General features: G+C 69.1%; 8 protein-coding genes. 3 read left to right on the top strand and 5 right to left on the bottom strand.

Annotation, left to right across the window (positions count from 1 at the left end; genetic code table 11):
• The first annotated feature begins 9 nt into the window (after window positions 1–9).
• Entirely contained in the window at window positions 10–201 is a 192-nt protein-coding gene (locus M2266_RS30005; RefSeq protein WP_277441005.1) for a hypothetical protein, read from the top strand.
• A 303-nt stretch (window positions 202–504) separates the two neighbouring features.
• Here the strand turns inward: M2266_RS30005 and M2266_RS30000 are convergent, their stop codons facing one another.
• From M2266_RS30000 to M2266_RS29980, 5 genes are read right to left on the bottom strand one after another with little or no spacing between them, the layout of a single operon-like run.
• Entirely contained in the window at window positions 505–1257 is a 753-nt protein-coding gene (locus M2266_RS30000) for a type I-E CRISPR-associated protein Cas6/Cse3/CasE (RefSeq protein WP_277441004.1), read from the bottom strand.
• Complete coding sequence (gene cas5e / locus M2266_RS29995) at window positions 1254–2099, bottom strand: type I-E CRISPR-associated protein Cas5/CasD (protein WP_277441003.1); 846 nt, start codon at window positions 2097–2099, stop codon at window positions 1254–1256. The genes M2266_RS30000 and cas5e overlap by 4 nt, the downstream gene beginning before the upstream one ends.
• A complete protein-coding gene (locus tag M2266_RS29990; protein ID WP_277441002.1) occupies window positions 2096–3475 on the bottom strand; it encodes a type I-E CRISPR-associated protein Cas7/Cse4/CasC in 1380 nt (459 codons plus the stop codon). Before M2266_RS29990 ends, cas5e begins: the two co-directional genes overlap by 4 nt.
• Window positions 3472–4062, bottom strand: coding sequence for a type I-E CRISPR-associated protein Cse2/CasB (gene casB, locus M2266_RS29985; protein ID WP_277441001.1), 591 nt, complete (start codon window positions 4060–4062; stop codon window positions 3472–3474). Before casB ends, M2266_RS29990 begins: the two co-directional genes overlap by 4 nt.
• Window positions 4059–5672, bottom strand: coding sequence for a type I-E CRISPR-associated protein Cse1/CasA (locus tag M2266_RS29980; RefSeq protein WP_277441000.1), 1614 nt, complete (start codon window positions 5670–5672; stop codon window positions 4059–4061). Before M2266_RS29980 ends, casB begins: the two co-directional genes overlap by 4 nt.
• Before the next feature lie 5053 nt (window positions 5673–10725).
• On the opposite strand from M2266_RS29980, the gene M2266_RS29975 reads away from it, so the two are divergent.
• Window positions 10726–12138 carry a hypothetical protein gene (locus M2266_RS29975; protein WP_277440999.1) on the top strand — a complete coding sequence of 471 codons (1413 nt, stop codon included), beginning with the start codon at window positions 10726–10728 and terminating at the stop codon, window positions 12136–12138.
• 15 nt (window positions 12139–12153) lie between these two features.
• Entirely contained in the window at window positions 12154–16611 is a 4458-nt protein-coding gene (locus M2266_RS29970; protein ID WP_277440998.1) for a hypothetical protein, read from the top strand.
• Window positions 16612–16779: the final 168 nt, after the last annotated feature.

Here is a 16779-nt window from a genome sequence, read left to right as displayed (position 1 = left end):
GGAACCCACATGTCCGTTCTCCTGACCGTCCTGGAGACCGTGTCCCAGGATGCCGCCGCCCTCTCCGCCGCCACCGGCCTTGCCTACACCGTCACCGTCGTCACGGTGGCTGCGTCCTCCGTCCTCTTCCGTAGCCCGCAGCGCCGGCGCGACGCCCGCGCGACGCTGACGATCTTGATGCGTCACGGCGGTAAGCAGTGAGCGTGGTGGTGTTGGAACCGGCAGGACCGAAGGGCGTGCTCTCGGCCCTGCCGGGCCCCCCGCATACTCGGGGATCGTCCTCGTTGCAGTAGGAACGGAGGCTGCTTGGCTCCCGCGTACGCGGGAAGGTGGCCCTCCTCTGCCCGGAGCGGCACGCCGTCGCCGATGGGGTCGGCAGCTTCGCAGAACGTGGTCGGTTCCAGGCAGCGTGTCGGCGCCCCCCTGAAGAGGACCTCGGCGACGCCCCGGCCGGAGAGTTCGACCGGTTCCTGCGAACAGGAGCCGGCTCCTTCGGTGGGTACCTCACCGGGTCAAGATCAGTCCGCAGCTGTAGGCGCGGGCGTGGCCCAGGCCGTTGGACAGGGCGTTCACCAGGGTTTGCGGGTCAGTGACGGTCAGGGAGCCGCGGATCTCCGCACGGCCGATGCGCACGGACTTGTTGCGGTGGGCGCTGGACACGGTCGGCAGCATGCGGATTCCCAGGCTCTCGGTATCGGTGGTAGCACCGATGCGCACGCCACCGTCCTCGGCCGTGGCCGGCTCGCCGTCTGCTTGGAGGCGGCGGGCGAACCAGCGCTTGACGTGCTCCGGTGTGGTGTGGGCTGTGCGCGTGCCGCGGGGTCGTTCCTCAGCGGCCGCAGTACCCGCAGCCTTGCTGCGGGTACTGCGGGTGGGGTTGACGACAGCCCGGAAGCCCACGACCTCGCGTGCGGTGAAGGTGCGGTCGACGGTGATGATGTGGGGCGCCGTGGTGAAGGCCGCGCGCGGAATGCGGGCCCAGTCCCCCGGGATCCGGGATTGCACGACCAGGACGAGCGCGGCCGCCTTGAGATCTACCGACCAGGTCGACAGGACACCCATCTGGGAGCGGGCGTCGGGGTCTCCGTCCTCGACCCAGCCGCGGAACCCGCTCATGACGGTGCGGTGCATCTCGTGGGCGTCGACCAGCGACTTGGCGACGAGCGAGTGCCGGGCATCGAGGGAGAGCACCGAGTGGGTGGCCACAAAGCGGGCGGTGGAGGAGCGTGTGCGGTGCTCGCGGGGTGCGGAGTTCACGGGATGAGGTCCCAATCCGTGGCGGTCGGGGCGATGGTGACGCGCATGCGGGTCTCCCAGCGGGTGGCATGGGACCGGTGGGCCGGATCGAAACTGACCGGTTGGTCATTGACCGGTGTGGCCCCCCGCGCGCCGGGCGCCGCCTGGATCCAGGCCCAGGGCCGGCGGCCCGAGGTATCGGGGCCGTACGGCCCGGGCAGCAGGCGCTTGGCCGCGAAGGCGTCGCCGACTGTGCCGGGCACGATCTCCGCTGCCAGGGTCCCGGAGGGCGGGCAGGATTTCCGGCCGAGCCAGAGCAGTTGCTTCGGGTGTTCCAGGGCGTGCCCGATCTCCTCCAGCAGGGCCTGGTCCGCGTACTGCAGGCCGACGAGGAACGCCGCATCCGACAGGTACCAGCGCTCGGTGATCATCGCCCGGCGGGAGAGCTCTCCCGATACCAGGGTTCCTGAGACGGGGTCTGCCGCGATCTTCTTCGGCGCCCCGTACCAGCCGGCCAGCTCGTGATGGCCGAAGCCGGGGCCGTCGGCCGCTTCCATGCTCTTGGCCACGGTGGCCGCCCTGCGGTGATCGGTGATGATGTCCCGTGGCCGCAGCGGAAACCGGCCGGCACCCACGGTGTGGTAGTCCCGCACGGGGGTGCCCGGATGGTCGGCCCGGACCCCGAAGACGAGCCCGGCGAGATCGTCCACCGGGTCGGTCCGGTCCCGGCCCAGAGCTGCCGCACAGAGGCCGACGACGGCAGACTTGGTGGGACGGGTGTGAGTGTCGCGATGGGAGAACCGGGACGCCATACCCCATGACTGCAGCGGAGCGGCGAGCCGAACCAGCAGGACGTAGCTCACGCCGTCAGCTCCTCAGCTGAACTCACAGCCGTCGCGCCGAGGTCTTTAAGGGTGCTGAGGAGTTCGTCGATCTGCGGGTCGTAGGTAAGGACACGGCCGGCAGTGATGTCAGGCCGGCGCCCGCTGACGAAGGTGTGGTGCCTCAGCAGTCGCCTGACCGCTGCGGGCCCGGCCGGCCCCTCGCCCCCCTTGCCGTCCTGCGTCGGCGGCCGCTCATCAATCGGGGCCTGGAAGGCAGCACCGTAGTTGTACGGCCGCTCGCCTTCGAAGGCCAGAACCAGAGCCGGCAGCGACCCGGTGGACGCCGTCGAGTTCTTCTTCGCCTCGGGAAAGGCGTCGACGAAGGCGTTGACGAACTCCGCCTCGGCCGCGACCGACGCCTCCTCGGCGTCCTCTACGCTCATCCCGGCGGCGCGGAGATTGTTCCGCAGCCGCACACGGTCGAGCACGGCGTGCCGATAAAAGGTGCCGGTGATCAGCGACTGGTAGCCGGTCATACCGGCCCCGGCGTCGTCGGCGGCGTCGAGGAAGTCCAGAGCGTTCTTCTTCCGGTCCAGCTTCGCGTCGTCGGCGGCGGCGTAGAAATCGTCCACCTGCTCGGCCTCGTGCACGGTGAAGGCATGACTGCTCTGCACGGCACCGTCAACGTTCGGGGAATCGGCGATCTCGGCAAGGAAGCGCCCGTACAAGGCAATGTCGATGGCGTCGCGCGGGGCCAGCGCGGTCAGGACCGCGGTACGGGTCGCGGCGGGAAGCGCCGGCAGTTTGGCATCGGCGGTGGTGGCGGAGCTCTCACCCGGCTCATCCGCGTCGGCGCCTTCCGTATCGGCGCCATTGGCGCCCTTACGCCCGCCCTTCTTGCCCTTGGCCGCAGCCGCCGCCTGCGCAGCCAGGTACTCCTGCGTCCAGGCACGCAGTGCCTCGCCCTGCTCGTGCACATGGGCCGCAATGCGCGCACCGGCATCGGACGGGGCGAAGAGCAGAACCTTGGTCAAGTTCGCCACCGTCTTCTTCGCAGGGTCACCGAACTTCAGACCGGTTGCCTCGATGACCGCGCGAGCCGTCCGCACGGCCTCATCGTGATCCCAACCGTGGGCGGAGGCCAGTTCCCGGCCGGTGGTCAGCGCCCATTCGCGGGTACGGACCCCGGTACTGCGGCCGGCCAGCGCGCCGACGCCGGCATTGGCGCGGTCCCGGGTGTGGACCCGCTCGGCCCGACGGCGCGCCTGGCTGGTGATCATGTGCCGCTCGGTACCGCCGTACACGATGGATTTCGGGGAGCCGTTCTCGTCGCGTACGGGCAGCACGGCGACCAGGGTCTCCAGCAGGTGCAGGGACAGGAACTGGCGACCGGTGCGGGGGGCATTACTGGTCACGTGGTGGAGCCCTTCTGGGTCGTGTCGGCGGCAGTGGGCGTGCTGGTCCGGGTCCGGCCGGCCCGGGAAGCGGGCATGTGGAAGGCCACCGCCCACTCGTAGGAGACGCGGGCGCCGCGCTCGTGCCACCGGCTGAGGTCGTCGGCCAGGCGGGCCCAGGACGGCGGCTGCTGGTCGCAGGCCCGCAGGCGGGCCACGGCGTGCTGCAGGTGGCGCCACGGGATGCGGCGGCTGGAGACGATGCGGTCGACGAGGCGCGCGGCACCCGGGTCATCCGGTCCCCGACCGACGGCGCTGCCGATGCGGCGGGCGGCCTCACCCAGGCTCCCGTACCCGTGCAAAGGCTTGCCCCGGCCCTGGTGGTAGATCGCGAACAGGAACGCGACCTGCTCGTAGACCTCGCGTTGCTGCTCGGTCGGGCTGAACCAAATGGCCCGGTAGTGGGGCTCCTTGCGGACGCGCGGGCGCCGCAGTTCGGCAAGACTTCCGTAGTCATGGTTGTGCACGAGGCTGGTAAGCCAGGCGCTCAGCGCGACGCTGCTCTCGCTGGCCTGTGGGCCGGTGGTGGACTGGGCGTGGGTGGTCATGCCCGCTCCCCTCGCAGTTCGGCCGGGGCTTTGGACAGCGCCAGCTCATCGTCGAAGCGCCGCAGCGCAGCGGCCCGTGTCTTGGCTCCCTGCGAGTTCCTCGGCAGCGAGTCCAGACACTCGGTGAGAAACCGGCGTGCCGCCGCGGACACGGTGGCCGCGAAGTCCAGGAGGCACTCCTGGACGGGCTCGCCAATGGTGGTGTCGTCCATCAACAAGTCGAACGGCTCCCGGGTTGCCGCCCAGTGCTGGCCGCGGGCATCGAAGCGGTCGATCTGGCCCGGCTTGTCAGTCGGCTTGGGGTTCGGGTAGGCGACTGTCCACGCCGCGTACGCCGCCTTGTACAAGGCGGCCGCCACAAATTCGGCGATCTCCGAGCCCCGGAACGAAGCGTGGTAGAGCCTGGCCTCCAGACCCGGAGCGAACGGGAACGTACCGTCGACCCACGCGATGGCCGTGGTTTGTTTGGCCACCAGTCCAACCGTCCACAACTCAATGCGGCGCGCCGGCTGCTGGCCGCGCTCGGGAGCCACATCCTCTGCCGGGAACAGGGCGAGCCGCCGGTACAAAGTGGCGCCATCGTTCACCGGCCCGGAGGACCGGGCCTTGTCCACCGCGGCATAAAGGGCGTGGGCCTCACGCCACACCGCGCGGGTCGCCGAAGCCCACAGCGGCTTGACGGTCCCATCCACTTTCGTGGCATACACGGCATCCTGCAGGTGCTCCTCCCCCAACGCCAGCAGTTCGCCCGCACCGACCAGGACCCGGTCCACCGCATCCCCGTCAGGAGTCGGGCGCAACAGCACCGACCGACCGAGATAGCTGTGCAGGTCCGCCGGGCCGCTCACCGTTCGGCCGGCGGGCTTACTCGTGAAGCCCCGACGCTCCTTGCCTGTCGTCCAGGACAGGTTCATCTCGCCGGGCGGCCCGGACACTGGGGCAAGGTTCAGGCGCAGGGTCTCGCCGAGGGTGGCGCCCAGTGCGACAACGCGGATCCGGGTGCCGAGCCGGGTGGCGGCGAGGTTGGTCAGGGTCGCACCCAGCGTCGCCTTCCCGGAGATCCGGGCGCGGCCGGCCGGCCCGTACACGTGCTGGGTGAGCATGGCCCGAAAAGCCTGCGCCGCAGGCAACGGACGCGAATGCTCCAGGTGATGATGGTCGAAGAACTGGTTGTAGTCACCGACCCGCTCGATCACCAGCTGCGCTGGGCCAGCCCCGTGCTCGTCGAGGAAAGGGGCCAACAGAGCGTTCTGCCCCAGTGGCCGAGCAGGATCGAACAGGTCCCACACCTCGCCCTCGGGGCGCTGCGCGAGCCACGTGGCAGCAGGCTGCAGAGCGTGCTCCTCATCCACCCACGCGGGCCACTCGGCGGCAGACGCCGGATAGACACCCGCGGCGTAGCAGATCGCCAGCAGGAACTCGATGACCGCGACCTTCTCCCCCGGCGTCGGCCCCTCGACGGTCCGCAGCCCGTCGGCATCGTGCAGGATGTCGACGAGGCTCAGCTCCACGAGCCGATCATCGAGGGTGAGAGCCGGAATACACGGTGCTTGGCGGGGATCCCATCGAGGGCGTATCGCCCCGGGGCGAGGGGTGGCTAATTCAGCCAAGTTGCATCGTCTGCTCTCTACTCATAACGGCTCCGGCAACGAGGCAGCACGGTAGCAAGCGAACGATGGCCAGCATCACAGCTTCGCAAAACACCAACCAGCGCTACTCCTGTTCGAGTTCAACGCGACACCACCGAGTGCACGTTGCGCTCACGGGAACCATCCCGCCCGCCCGGACTTGACTCGTCGTGGGCACCGTGTCCACCGAGATCATCGCAACAGGTCCTTGGCAATCTCGCCGAAACGAAGCTCTCCCCCGCAACTGCAGGGATGCCGCCATCGCGGAGGTCAGTTGACAAACGCGGCATGGGCGTAGATCGCAGCAGGTCTATCCCCGCGCGGGCGGCGAGCAGTCGAAGGACATCCTTCTCGTGCATCGCCTCCTAACCCCTCGAGCACCACCTCAAGGACCGCGTCGGCCCGAGCCCCGACCCAAACATCCTCAACCCCCTCCGCCCCCGACGCCTCCTCATCAGCATCCAGCTCCTCGGACAGCGACTTCGACTGCTCTTACACCGATCTGGCCCCATCGACCTCCTGATCCAGCGCCGCGGCCACCTGCACCGCTACGCCAGCAACCACGCTGGTCGCCCCATGTGATGCATCGACTCCCGCATGGCGGTGCTGTGGCATCCCGCCCCCGTACGGGTCTCGCCCTCGTCAACCACCCAACTCCGGCGCGGAGATGCCCGCAGGCAACTGGGACGGCCTGATCAACCCCCTGCACACTCGCCGCATCCTGGAAACCCCCCATCGGGGGGCACCTTCGCTCCAGGGGGGAGCAGCGCCGCACCCTTCACAACTGGACCTCCCAGCCAGGTTCAGCTGGTGGAGAGTAGATTACGGAGTCTCACGTCGCCGGAGCACTGACGGATCCATCCTCACCTACAAGGAATTCGCACACTTCCCCATATCGCTTGACACGGTGGGGCCATCCCCGCGTGGGCGGGGAGAGAACCTGAGGGCCTGTGTGTGATCAACCCCTCTGTGGGTTCATCCCTGTTGCAACAGGGTTGGTGCCGGCTCAAGGCCAATGGTTGCCGCTATCCTCTTAGGTGCCTCCTCACAGACCGCTACGGCCCGAATGCCTTGACACTCGGCGGCAAGACATTGGCCGTGGCCCAAGGCGGTCTCTCCCGGCACTTCCGATGCCGGGAGAGACTTCTTCACCTCATGAGACGTGAGACCGCAGCCGTCATAACGATCTCGATCGTCAACCAGATCATGCGGCCGCTGTGTCCCCGAAACCACCTCCTTCCTTCAACTATGCGTGTCCGAAGCCAGCTCCATAAGTGCTCGCTCACTCGCAATCCTCCTGCGCTCCGTGCCCTGGAGTGTGTCCAGAACACGGGACAGCGGGAGGCGCCCTGGACGCCGCGACACCCAGATTGTGACAGGCATGGGTGCGGCACGCCGTCGGACCGGGGAGTCAGAACCCTCATATTAACCCCTCTGTGTTGTGGTTGAACGCTCCAAGCAGGCGAGTTGACCGCCAATTCGGATCTTTGTTCTGTGCGATCAGAGTGATTAATGGCCAGTCATAGCGAACGGCCAGGTGCCCGGCTGAGGTGCTTTCACAGGCAGACGCGAGGACGCCACAGGAGGGCCCGTCTCCGCGCGGGCGGGGAGCAGCCGAACTTCTTCGCGTAGAGGATCACCTCGTCGGGTCCATCCCCGCGCAGGCGGGGAGCACAGGTTCGACACGCCCGAGGGCGGGCCGAACGAAGGGTCTATCCCCACGCCGACGAGGAGTAGCGATCGCCTCGCTTCCGGCAGAGTCCGGAACAGGGTGCATCACGACGCCGAGGGGGGCGCAAATCCGGCAAGCTCTACCTTCGTGAAGTTGGGTCCACCCCCGCGCGGCAGGGGGCAGAACGACGTCTAGACCGACGACTTCATGCACGATGATCCATCCCCACGGGCGCAGGGAGCAGACCCACTTGAGCAGTCCCTCGGGGTCGAAGACGGGTCCATCCCCGCAGGCGCGGAGGGCAGGGGCATTGGGCGGCCGAGGTCAGCCACTGCTTAGGTCTATCCCCGCGCGGGCGGGGAGCAGCTCGGAGAACTTGACGCCTTCGACCATGCGAGTGGGTCCATCCCCCCGCGGGCGGGCAGCAGGTACGGTGGCGCGGCGAACACCCCAGCATCGTGGATCCATCCCCGCAGGCGTGGGGAGCAGCAGGTCCCGGGAGCGCACATGCTCCAGGTGGTAGGCCCATCCCCGCAGGCGCGGGGAGCGGATCGGCAGGGACCACTGGAAAATCCCGCTGCCGGGTCCATCCCCGCAGGCGCGGAGCGCAGTTGACGTCGATGCCGCCACCGCGACCGGGCGGGGATCCATCCCCGCAGGCGCGCGGAGCAGCACCAGGGCGGTCGCGTCCTGGACCACCCCCTGGGGTCCATCCCCACGCGGGCGGGGAGCAGTCGGCCCATGATTCGCTACAACTCCACTGGATGGGTCCATCCCCGCGGGGCGGGGAGCAGCCTTGCCAAGGGGCAGCCCCGACTTCAGGACAGGTCCATCCCCGCGCTGGCGGGGAGCAATTCGTGAGAAGTCCCGGTAATAGCGATCCCTAGGTCCATTGTCACCCGCTGGAAGTGGCTCACGGTTAAAGCGTCGCCGACACCCGCGCGGGCGGGAAGCAGCGTCCTGCCGAACGTCGCATCGTGGAAGCCCTGGGCCCCTTACCGCGCGGGCAGGGAGCAACTGCGGTCGGCGGCCGTATCAACCGCCATGCCGGGTCCATCCCCGCGCGAGCTGGCAGCAGTTCGGGTCGTCGCGGTTGTACCCGCCCCGCTTGGGTCCATCCCTGCGAGTGTGGGGAGAGGCCAGGACGTCTGGGTCGCCGAGCCCGGCATGGGGTCCATCCCCGCGGGCGGGGAGCAGATCGACCTCTGCGGTGAGCTCGGCCTTCTTGGAGGTCCACCCCCAGGCGGGCGGGGAGCAGAATGTCCGGCTGAACGCCCCTTGCACGGGTGGAGTCCATCCCCACGCAGTTGGGAAGCAGCCGATCCACGTCGACTTGCCCAGATTCACGCCGAGTACACATCCGCACTGGCGGGGAGCAGCGCCTCGACGGTCCACTCCTGGCCGGTCTTGGTAGGTCCATCGCCGCGCGCGGGGAGCACGAGTTCAGTTCACCGCCAATGTTGCCGGTGCCGGGTCCATCCCCGCGCTGGCGACGAGCAACCGCGGTCCGATTTGACGGACCGCACATTGTCGGCTCCGTTCCCCTACCGACTGAGAGTACCCGGCCAGGTCTTCTGGCGAGTGGGCCCTCACGGGTCCATCCCGCAGCAAGCGGGAAGTAGACGATCTCCTGCGCGTTGGGCTCGAAGTACCAGGGGCCATCCCCGCGCGGGCGGGGAGCGGGAGCAGCAGTCCATCTTCTGATCGTGGAAAACGGTCTGGGGTTCATCCTGGCGCGGGCGGGGAGCAGACATCGGTCCCCGGCACCGTCATAGCCAGCCTGGGTCCATCCCGGCGCGGGCGAGGAGCAGGGCACGTTCCTCGCACCGACAAAATTCCCCGAGGGTTCATCCCCGCGCGGGCGAGGAGCAGCTGGGGCGCATGATCCTGATGACGTGCTCGCCGGGTCTATCCCCGCGCATGCGGGGAGCGTACAGGTCGATGGCGGCCAGGTAGATGGTGCAGGGTCCATCCCCGCGGCTCGGGCGAGGAGCAGCGGTCGAGGTCCTCCAGCCGCAGCCAGTAAATGAGTCCGTTCTCGCGCGGGCGGGAACAGAGCAGTGCACCGACCGTCACGTGCATCCGGGAGGGTCCATCCCCGACCGAGCGGGGAGCAGCGTTTCGACACGGCCAAGGCAGGCCGAACGAAGGGGCCATCCCCGCGCAGGCGGGAAGCAGTGGGCAGGTTTCCCGGCGTTGCCGCCGGCCCGGCGTCCAACCCTGCTGCGCGGGGAAGCTGATCCTGCCCGACGGGGTTCGACGCCCTGGGCACATCCCCGCAGGCGCGGGGAGCAGTGGCCTTCCTTGCCCTTTTCGCGGATCTCGTGGGGTCCATCCCTGCGGGTGCGGGGAGCAGACCTGGCACGTATACCGCGTCGGGTTCGTCACGGTTCCATCCCCGCGCGTGCGGGGAGCAAATCGGCTTTCCGTCGAACCCGAAGACCACCGGGGGCCCATCCCCGCGCCTGGAGGGAGCAGCGTTCCAGCACGGCAAGCTCGTTTCCTCGCGAGGGTCCATCCCCGCAGACGGGGAGCAGATCTCGTGCTCGCCGGTTTCCAGACGCATCTCGGGTCCATCCCCGCGGGCGCGGGGAGCAGCCGGATAACACCACCGGGGCTGCTGCATCCCGAGTCCATCCCCCCGCGAGCGGGGGAGCAGTTGTAGGTGCCGTGCGTGGCGCCTCCCTGGAGGGGTCCATCCCCGCGCAGGCGGGGAGCAGCGGGTGATGATGTCCAGGCAGAGGTGATGGCGGGGCCCATCCCCGCGCGGACAGGGAGCATGCGGTGGCGCCCGTGCGAATCATTTGGATGGCGGGCCCATCCCCGCGTGGCCGGGGAGCAAGCGAGGAAGTCCGCGCCCATGAAACTCTGCGTAGGCCCATCCCCGCGCGGGCGGGGAGCAGGCGGGCTGGTCCGTGGACGCAGTCGAAGCCTGGGGTCCATCCCCGCGCGCGCGGGGATCAGCCAATCCCCACCGTGCGGGAAGTCCGCTGCTGGGGAGCGGCGTTCTGCGAGCCGTTCCCAAACCTCGCACCTTGCCGGTGCTCGCTTCGCCGAGACCCGCGCGGGTGGGGAGCGGGCACTTGGCGATCTCCCGGTAGTCGCGTTCCACCACCGTCACGAGGCGCAGTGTCCCCGCGCTGGACCCGTCTGCCCCACCGGTCGCGTCCCGTCAACCACCGCGCTCCTTTGCGAAGTTCACCTCTATGGTGCTGTGCTGCCCTATTCTCGGCTGTTATGGGGACTTCGGGGGATGCTTTCGGCAAGTATCAGCGACCCACTGCGTACTCGAAGGTGCCACCTGTCTTCGACGACGTGACTCGGGACGCCTGCATGGTGGTGCCGGGCATTATGGGCAGCGCCTTGACTGATACCGCGACCGGGACGCGGTTGTGGGGTGGTGACCTGCGGATGCTCACCGACCGCTTGATCGGCAAGGGGTTCCTGGGCGCTCTGCACGCCGCTCCTCAGGAACAGGCGGCCGACGCAGAGACCGCTCGGCATCGTCCCCTGACCCGGATCGAGGCCACGGGGCTGCTCACGAAACCGTGGTGGTTGCCGGTATTCGAAGGCCTGGAGCCCTATACCGACCTCACCACCACGTTGTACGCGGTGACCCTGGACTCCGACGCGGTGGCCCCGTTCCCGTACGACTGGCGTCTGGCCGTCGCCTACAACGGCGCCCTCCTGGCCCGCGCGGCCCGCGAGCACCTGACCAGGTGGCGGGAGGCGGTGGCCGCCCGGCCGCAGTGGCGCGCCGCAGGCCATGAGCAGCCGCGGCTGGTATTCGCCGCCCACTCCATGGGTGGCCTCGTGGTACGCGCGGCCCTGGAACAAGATCCGAACCTTGCCGCCGACACCCGGACGGTGATCACCATCGGCACCCCGTTCCTGGGTTCCTCCAAGGCCGTCCTCGCCCTGAATATGCTGCACGCCGAACGCAAGCCGGCGTGGCTTCTGCGTCATGTCCACAACATGGCGGCGACCTTGCCGGGGGTCCACGATCTGCTGCCTGGCTACCGCTGCTTCGACCGCGGTCTCGACGTCGACCGCCTCTCTGCCGCGGATGTCGCCCGTTTCGGCGGCAACGAGCACTTGGCCACTCGCTCCCTCGATGTCCTCGAGCGTTACCGCGAGGACGGGTTCACCCTGCCGGGACACCGCGCGATCGTCGGCGAGGCCCAAGCCACCGTGCAGAGCCTGGACGAGGACCCGAACGCCAGCCAAGCGGTCGCTGTTGGCCGCCACCACGCCTTCCGCATCGACCGTGACCACAACGTCGTGCGCGATGCGAACGGCATCCCCGCCCGGTTCAACAGTTACGGCGACGGCACCGTGCACCAACCCTCCGCCCAGGTCGGCACCCGGGCCATCCACTACGTCTTCGGCCAGCACGGCGCACTGCCACGCCACGACGAGGTCCTGCGCCAGGTCAAACGCATCGTCCTGGAGCGCGATACCTCCCTGGGCGCTCACCTCGGCAGCGGGGACGGCCCCGGGTTGACGACCCCCAACCTCGGCGGAACCGTCGGCCAGGACCTCACCATTCAGGTCACGGGTCGCGACACCCCCGCCGGCGTCAGCCTCACCACCACCAGCGCTACCTCCGGCAGGCCCGGCCCGCCACTGCGGCTCGGCCGCAGCGCCGACGACCCAGATCAGACGCTCTCCGCCCGGTTCACCCCCGACTCCCCGGACCTGTACCGAGTGGTACTGGACACCGGCAGCGACGCCCCCATCACCCAGCTCATCCTCGTCAGCCCACCCGACGCCTGAGCCCGGCCGTCGACCATGACCACCCATTCCCCGAGCCACCCAGCGCAGGACACCGCGCGCCGACCCGCTCTCGCTGACTCCGGCGACGGTGCGCTGGAGCTGCTTCCGGTGAACTTCACCTCCTACGAGCACCACCCGGATCTGGATACCGACCCGCAGGTGCAGGCCATCGCCGACCTGCTCGCCCCGTATGGCGCCCGACTCAACCCTTGGGATCTTGCGTCTGAGAAGCGGGACATCCAGGCCGTCCACGACCGGCTCAGTGCTTGGTCGACCCCTCCGGCGCCGCCTCGCAGCGGTAACACGCTGCTTTACTGGGTCGGCCACGGATCGGCCAACCACCGCGAGGCCGTCCTCGCCCACCACCGCACGCCGGGCTCGATGGACTACGGCGTCGCCCCGCTCGACATCGCCCGCGCCATCGGCAATCGTCAGATCCACCCTGACTCCGAGGACAGCTGGGCGATCATCGTCCTTGACGCTTGTCGCTCCCGGCGCTTCGCCCAACTCGTGCACGCGGAACTTCTCATGGGCCACAGCGACGCCCAGGGCTACTTGCTGCTGTCCACCGCCGCGCAAGGGGCCGCCGAGCTCGGCTCCTTCACCCGTGCCCTCGAACGCGCGCTTACCGTCACCTTCCGCGGGCAGCCATCCATCGGCTTGGCCACGCTAGGCGCCGAACTCGCCCGCCATCTTGGCGACTGCTACCGGGGCGACACCGTCGTCGACCAACGCCACCAACTCGTGCGCATGGTCCCGGACATCGCCACCACCGTTTCCGCGCCCCTGGACCAGCTGGCCGAACTCCAAGCGGTCATCGACCAGCTCCCCACCGACGAACAACGCCACTTCATCCCCAAGGCCTCTGGCGCCGAACTCGGCGAACTTGCCTGGTACTTTCACGGCCGCACCCTCGAACGCGACCGCATCCTCCACTGGCTCACCACCGCCACACATGGCGTCCTAGTGATCACCGGCAGCGCAGGCGCCGGGAAATCCGCGCTCTTAGGACACGTCCTCCTGCACACCCGCACCCAACTCCGCGACATCCTCGTCCGCCACGGCCATCTGCAGCCGCTACCGGACGGAACCCCCCAGCCCGACGACCCCTTCGACCTCGTCACCCACCTCGCCGGCCTCACCCTCTCCCGTACCATTCAGCTCATCGCCCACGCCGCCGACCTGGCAGAAATTGCCCAGGAAGCCGCTGACGGCGCACCACCTGCCGTCCTCACGAACCGACTGATCGACTGCCTGCGCACCCGACAGGCTCCCTTCACGCTCCTGCTCGATGCTCTCGACGAAGCCGAGCAGCCGCTCACCATTGCTCACCTCCTCCTGCGCCCCCTCGCAACCCTGCCCGGTGTCCGCATCATCGTCGGCACCCGCCGCTCCACCCACGAAGGCCCCGACATCCCTGCGCCGCCCGACAACAACATCCTCGCCGCCCTCGCCTCTCACTCACTCACAGAGCCGGCCGACCCCACCGACACCCGCGTGCAACACATCGAGGTAAGCCAGGACCGGGAGGCGTTCGCCGGATACCTGCGCGCCAAACTCAGCGCAGCCCAACGACAGGGCACATTCACCGCAGACGGCGAACTCATCGCTGCAGCAGTCCTGCGCCTCGCCAGCGATCACGAAGCCGGCGACGCGCCTCAGCAATTCCTCTACATCCGCCTCGCCGCACACGAACTCCTCCGCGACCCCGGCCTCATCGCAGACCCCACCCCCCTCATCGGCCAGACCCACCGCCAGCTCTTCACCCGCGCCCTCGACCGCCTCCACCGCACCAACCCCGCCTACACACCCCTGCTTCGCACCCTGGGCCTCGCCCAAGGCCGCGGGATCCCCGACCAAGCCGGCATCTGGGCCCATGCCGCCAACGCCCTCGTCCCCGCCACCGCCACCGCCACCGCCACCGCCACCGCCACCGCCACCGGCGGTGATATCCCGGCTCTCCTCCATGACGCCGCGCCCTACCTCGCACTCGACCAAGAACACGACCAGACGGTCTACCGCCTCGCTCACCGCACCTTCACTGAACACTTCACCGCCGCAGCGAGCAGCGCTGAGGATCACGCCACCATCTGCACCACCCTCTCCCGGCACGCCCAACACGCTATCGACACCCCATCCGATGAGACGGACCCGCCGACCTCACCGGACATCAACCCCTACATCCGCCATCACCTCGCCGCACACGCACACCTCGGCGCCACCGCCGGCGCCTTCCACACCCTCGCCGACCACCCCCAGGTGCTGGACACCCTTGACCTCACCAGCATCACCAGCGCCGCCCTCAGCCATGGCCTCCGCACACAGGAACTGCCACCGGCCATCGCCGGGACCGTCCTGCTCCAACACCACGCCCGTCACAACACCGCACCTGACGAACCGCCAAACCACGCCCCCGACGGATGGCGCCAATGGTGGCGTCGACTCGGCGCTACCTACATCCAAGGAACGCCACCCCCGGTCGAGCCATGCCCCCATTCCGCACGTGGACCTCAGGCCACCGTCCTCAGCGGGGTCGTCCAACGCCGCCAACTGCACCTTCAATTCACCGGCCACACCGGCGGGGTGAATGCGCTCGCGGTGTTCCCCGCACCGGACGGCACTCCCCGCCTGGCCACCGGCGGCTTCGACGGGGCAGTACGGCTGTGGGAGCCGGCAGCCGGAGTGCAGGTCGGCGAACCCCTGAACGGCCACCGCGGATGGGTGACTGCGGTGGCGGTGTTCCCCGCACCGGACGGCACTCCCCGCCTGGCCACCGGCGGCTTCGACGGGTCAGTACGGCTGTGGGACCCGGCAGCCGGAGTGCAGGTCGGCGAACCCCTGAACGGCCACCGCGGATGGGTGACTGCGGTGGCGGTGTTCCCCGCACCGGACGGCACTCCCCGCCTGGCCACCGGCGGCGAGGACGGGTCAGTACGGCTGTGGGACCCGGCAGCCAGAGTGCAGGTCGGCGAAACCCTCACCGGCCACGACGGCTCAGTGACCGCGGTAGCGGTGTTCCCCGCACCGGACGGCACCCCCCGCCTAGCCACCGGCGGCAGGGACGGGTCAGTGCGGATGTGGGATCCCGTAGCCGGGACCCAAGTCCCCGCTCCCCTAACACACCATACCGACGGAGTGCGGGCGGTGGCGGCCTTCACCGCACCGGACGGCTCCCCCCGCCTCGCCACCGGCAGCAGCGACGCGTCAGTGTGGGTGTGGGACCCGGTAACTGGGGATCAGGTCGGCGCTCCCCTGACCGGCTACAACGGGGGGGTGTGGGCGGTGGTGGTGTTCACCGCCTCTGACGGCACCCCCCGCCTGGCAACCGGCGGCAGCGACGGGTCCGTGCGGGTGTGGGACCCGGTAGCCGGGATCCAGATTGGGGCAGCGCTGACCGGCCACACCCGCGGGGCGACCGCGGTGGCGGCGTTCACCGCCTCAGACGGCACCCCCCGCCTGGCAACCGGCGGCTTCGATGTATCGGTGCGGGTGTGGGACCCGGTCGCCGTGGTCCAGGTTGGGGCAGCACCGACCGGCCACGACGGGGCGGTGACCGCGGTGGCGCTGTTCACTGCCTCAGACGGCACCCCCCGCCTGGCAACCGGCGGCGAGGACGGGTCAGTTCGGATATGGGACCCGGCAACCGGAACCCAGGTCGGCGAACCCCTCACCAGTCACACCTTCGGGGCGAATGCGGTGGCGGTATTCACCGCACAGGACGGCACCCCCCGCCTGGCCACCGGCGGCGGCGACGGGTCCGTGCGGGTGTGGGACCCGGCAGCCGGGATCCAGATCGGTGATGCCCTGACCAGCCACAACGGCACGGTGACTGCGGTGGTGGCGTTCACCGCACCGGACGGCACCCCCCGCCTGGCAACCAGTGGCGAGGACGGGTCTGTGCGGATATGGGACCCGGCAGCCGGAGTCCAGGTCGGCCCAACCCTCACAAGCCAAAATAGCGAGGTGAACGCGCTGGCGGTGTTCACCGCACCGGACGGCACCCCCCGCCTGGCAACCGGCGGCTTCGACGGGTCGGTGCGGGTGTGGGACCCGGTAGTGGGAGTCCAGATCGGTAAAACCCTCACTGGCCGCAAAAGCGTGGTGAACGCGGTGGCGGTGTTCACCGCATCGGACGGTACCCCCCGCCTGGCAACCGGCACCGAAGACGGCTCGGTGCGCGTGTGGGACCCGGTAGCCGGGGTCCAGATCGGCGAATCTCTGACCGGTCATATCGACGGAGTGAGGGCGGTGGCAGCGCTCACCGCGCCCGACGGCACCCCCCGCATCGCCACCGGCGGCTACGACGGGTCAGTTCGGATCTGGGACCCACGAACGCGAACATCACAATCGCTGCCACTGGAAGCAGAAATTGTCGCACTGGCAGTGGGCCACGACATGCTCGCTGTGGGCTGCACCGCAGGCCACTTGGTCCTGGGTGCTCCGAACACTACCTGGCGCCCTGCTACCCGATAGCGACTTGGGCGCCGGCAAAGAGTCCGTCTCGCAATCGCCACTTACCACACCGACGAACCAGAACGCCAACGCCCAACACGGCCCCATCGGAGCCGCCCGGCGCCGTCACCGACCGAGCTCACCCTCACCCTGCATCTCGTCGACCGCACCATTGCGCAACTACTGAGG

The sequence above is a fragment of the Streptomyces sp. SPB162 genome (genome assembly GCF_029504575.1).
Lineage (GTDB): Bacteria > Actinomycetota > Actinomycetes > Streptomycetales > Streptomycetaceae > Actinacidiphila.
Note: the sequence above shows the minus strand (reverse complement) of the source record. Positions and strands in the feature narration are given on the sequence as shown.

Coding starts and splice junctions, on each gene's coding strand:
- M2266_RS30005 (WP_277441005.1), top strand. CDS start 10: ATGTCCGTTCTCCTGACCGTCCTGGAGACCGTGTCCCAGGATGCCGCC.
- casB (WP_277441001.1), bottom strand. CDS start 4,062: ATGACCACCCACGCCCAGTCCACCACCGGCCCACAGGCCAGCGAGAGC.
- M2266_RS29970 (WP_277440998.1), top strand. CDS start 12,154: ATGACCACCCATTCCCCGAGCCACCCAGCGCAGGACACCGCGCGCCGA.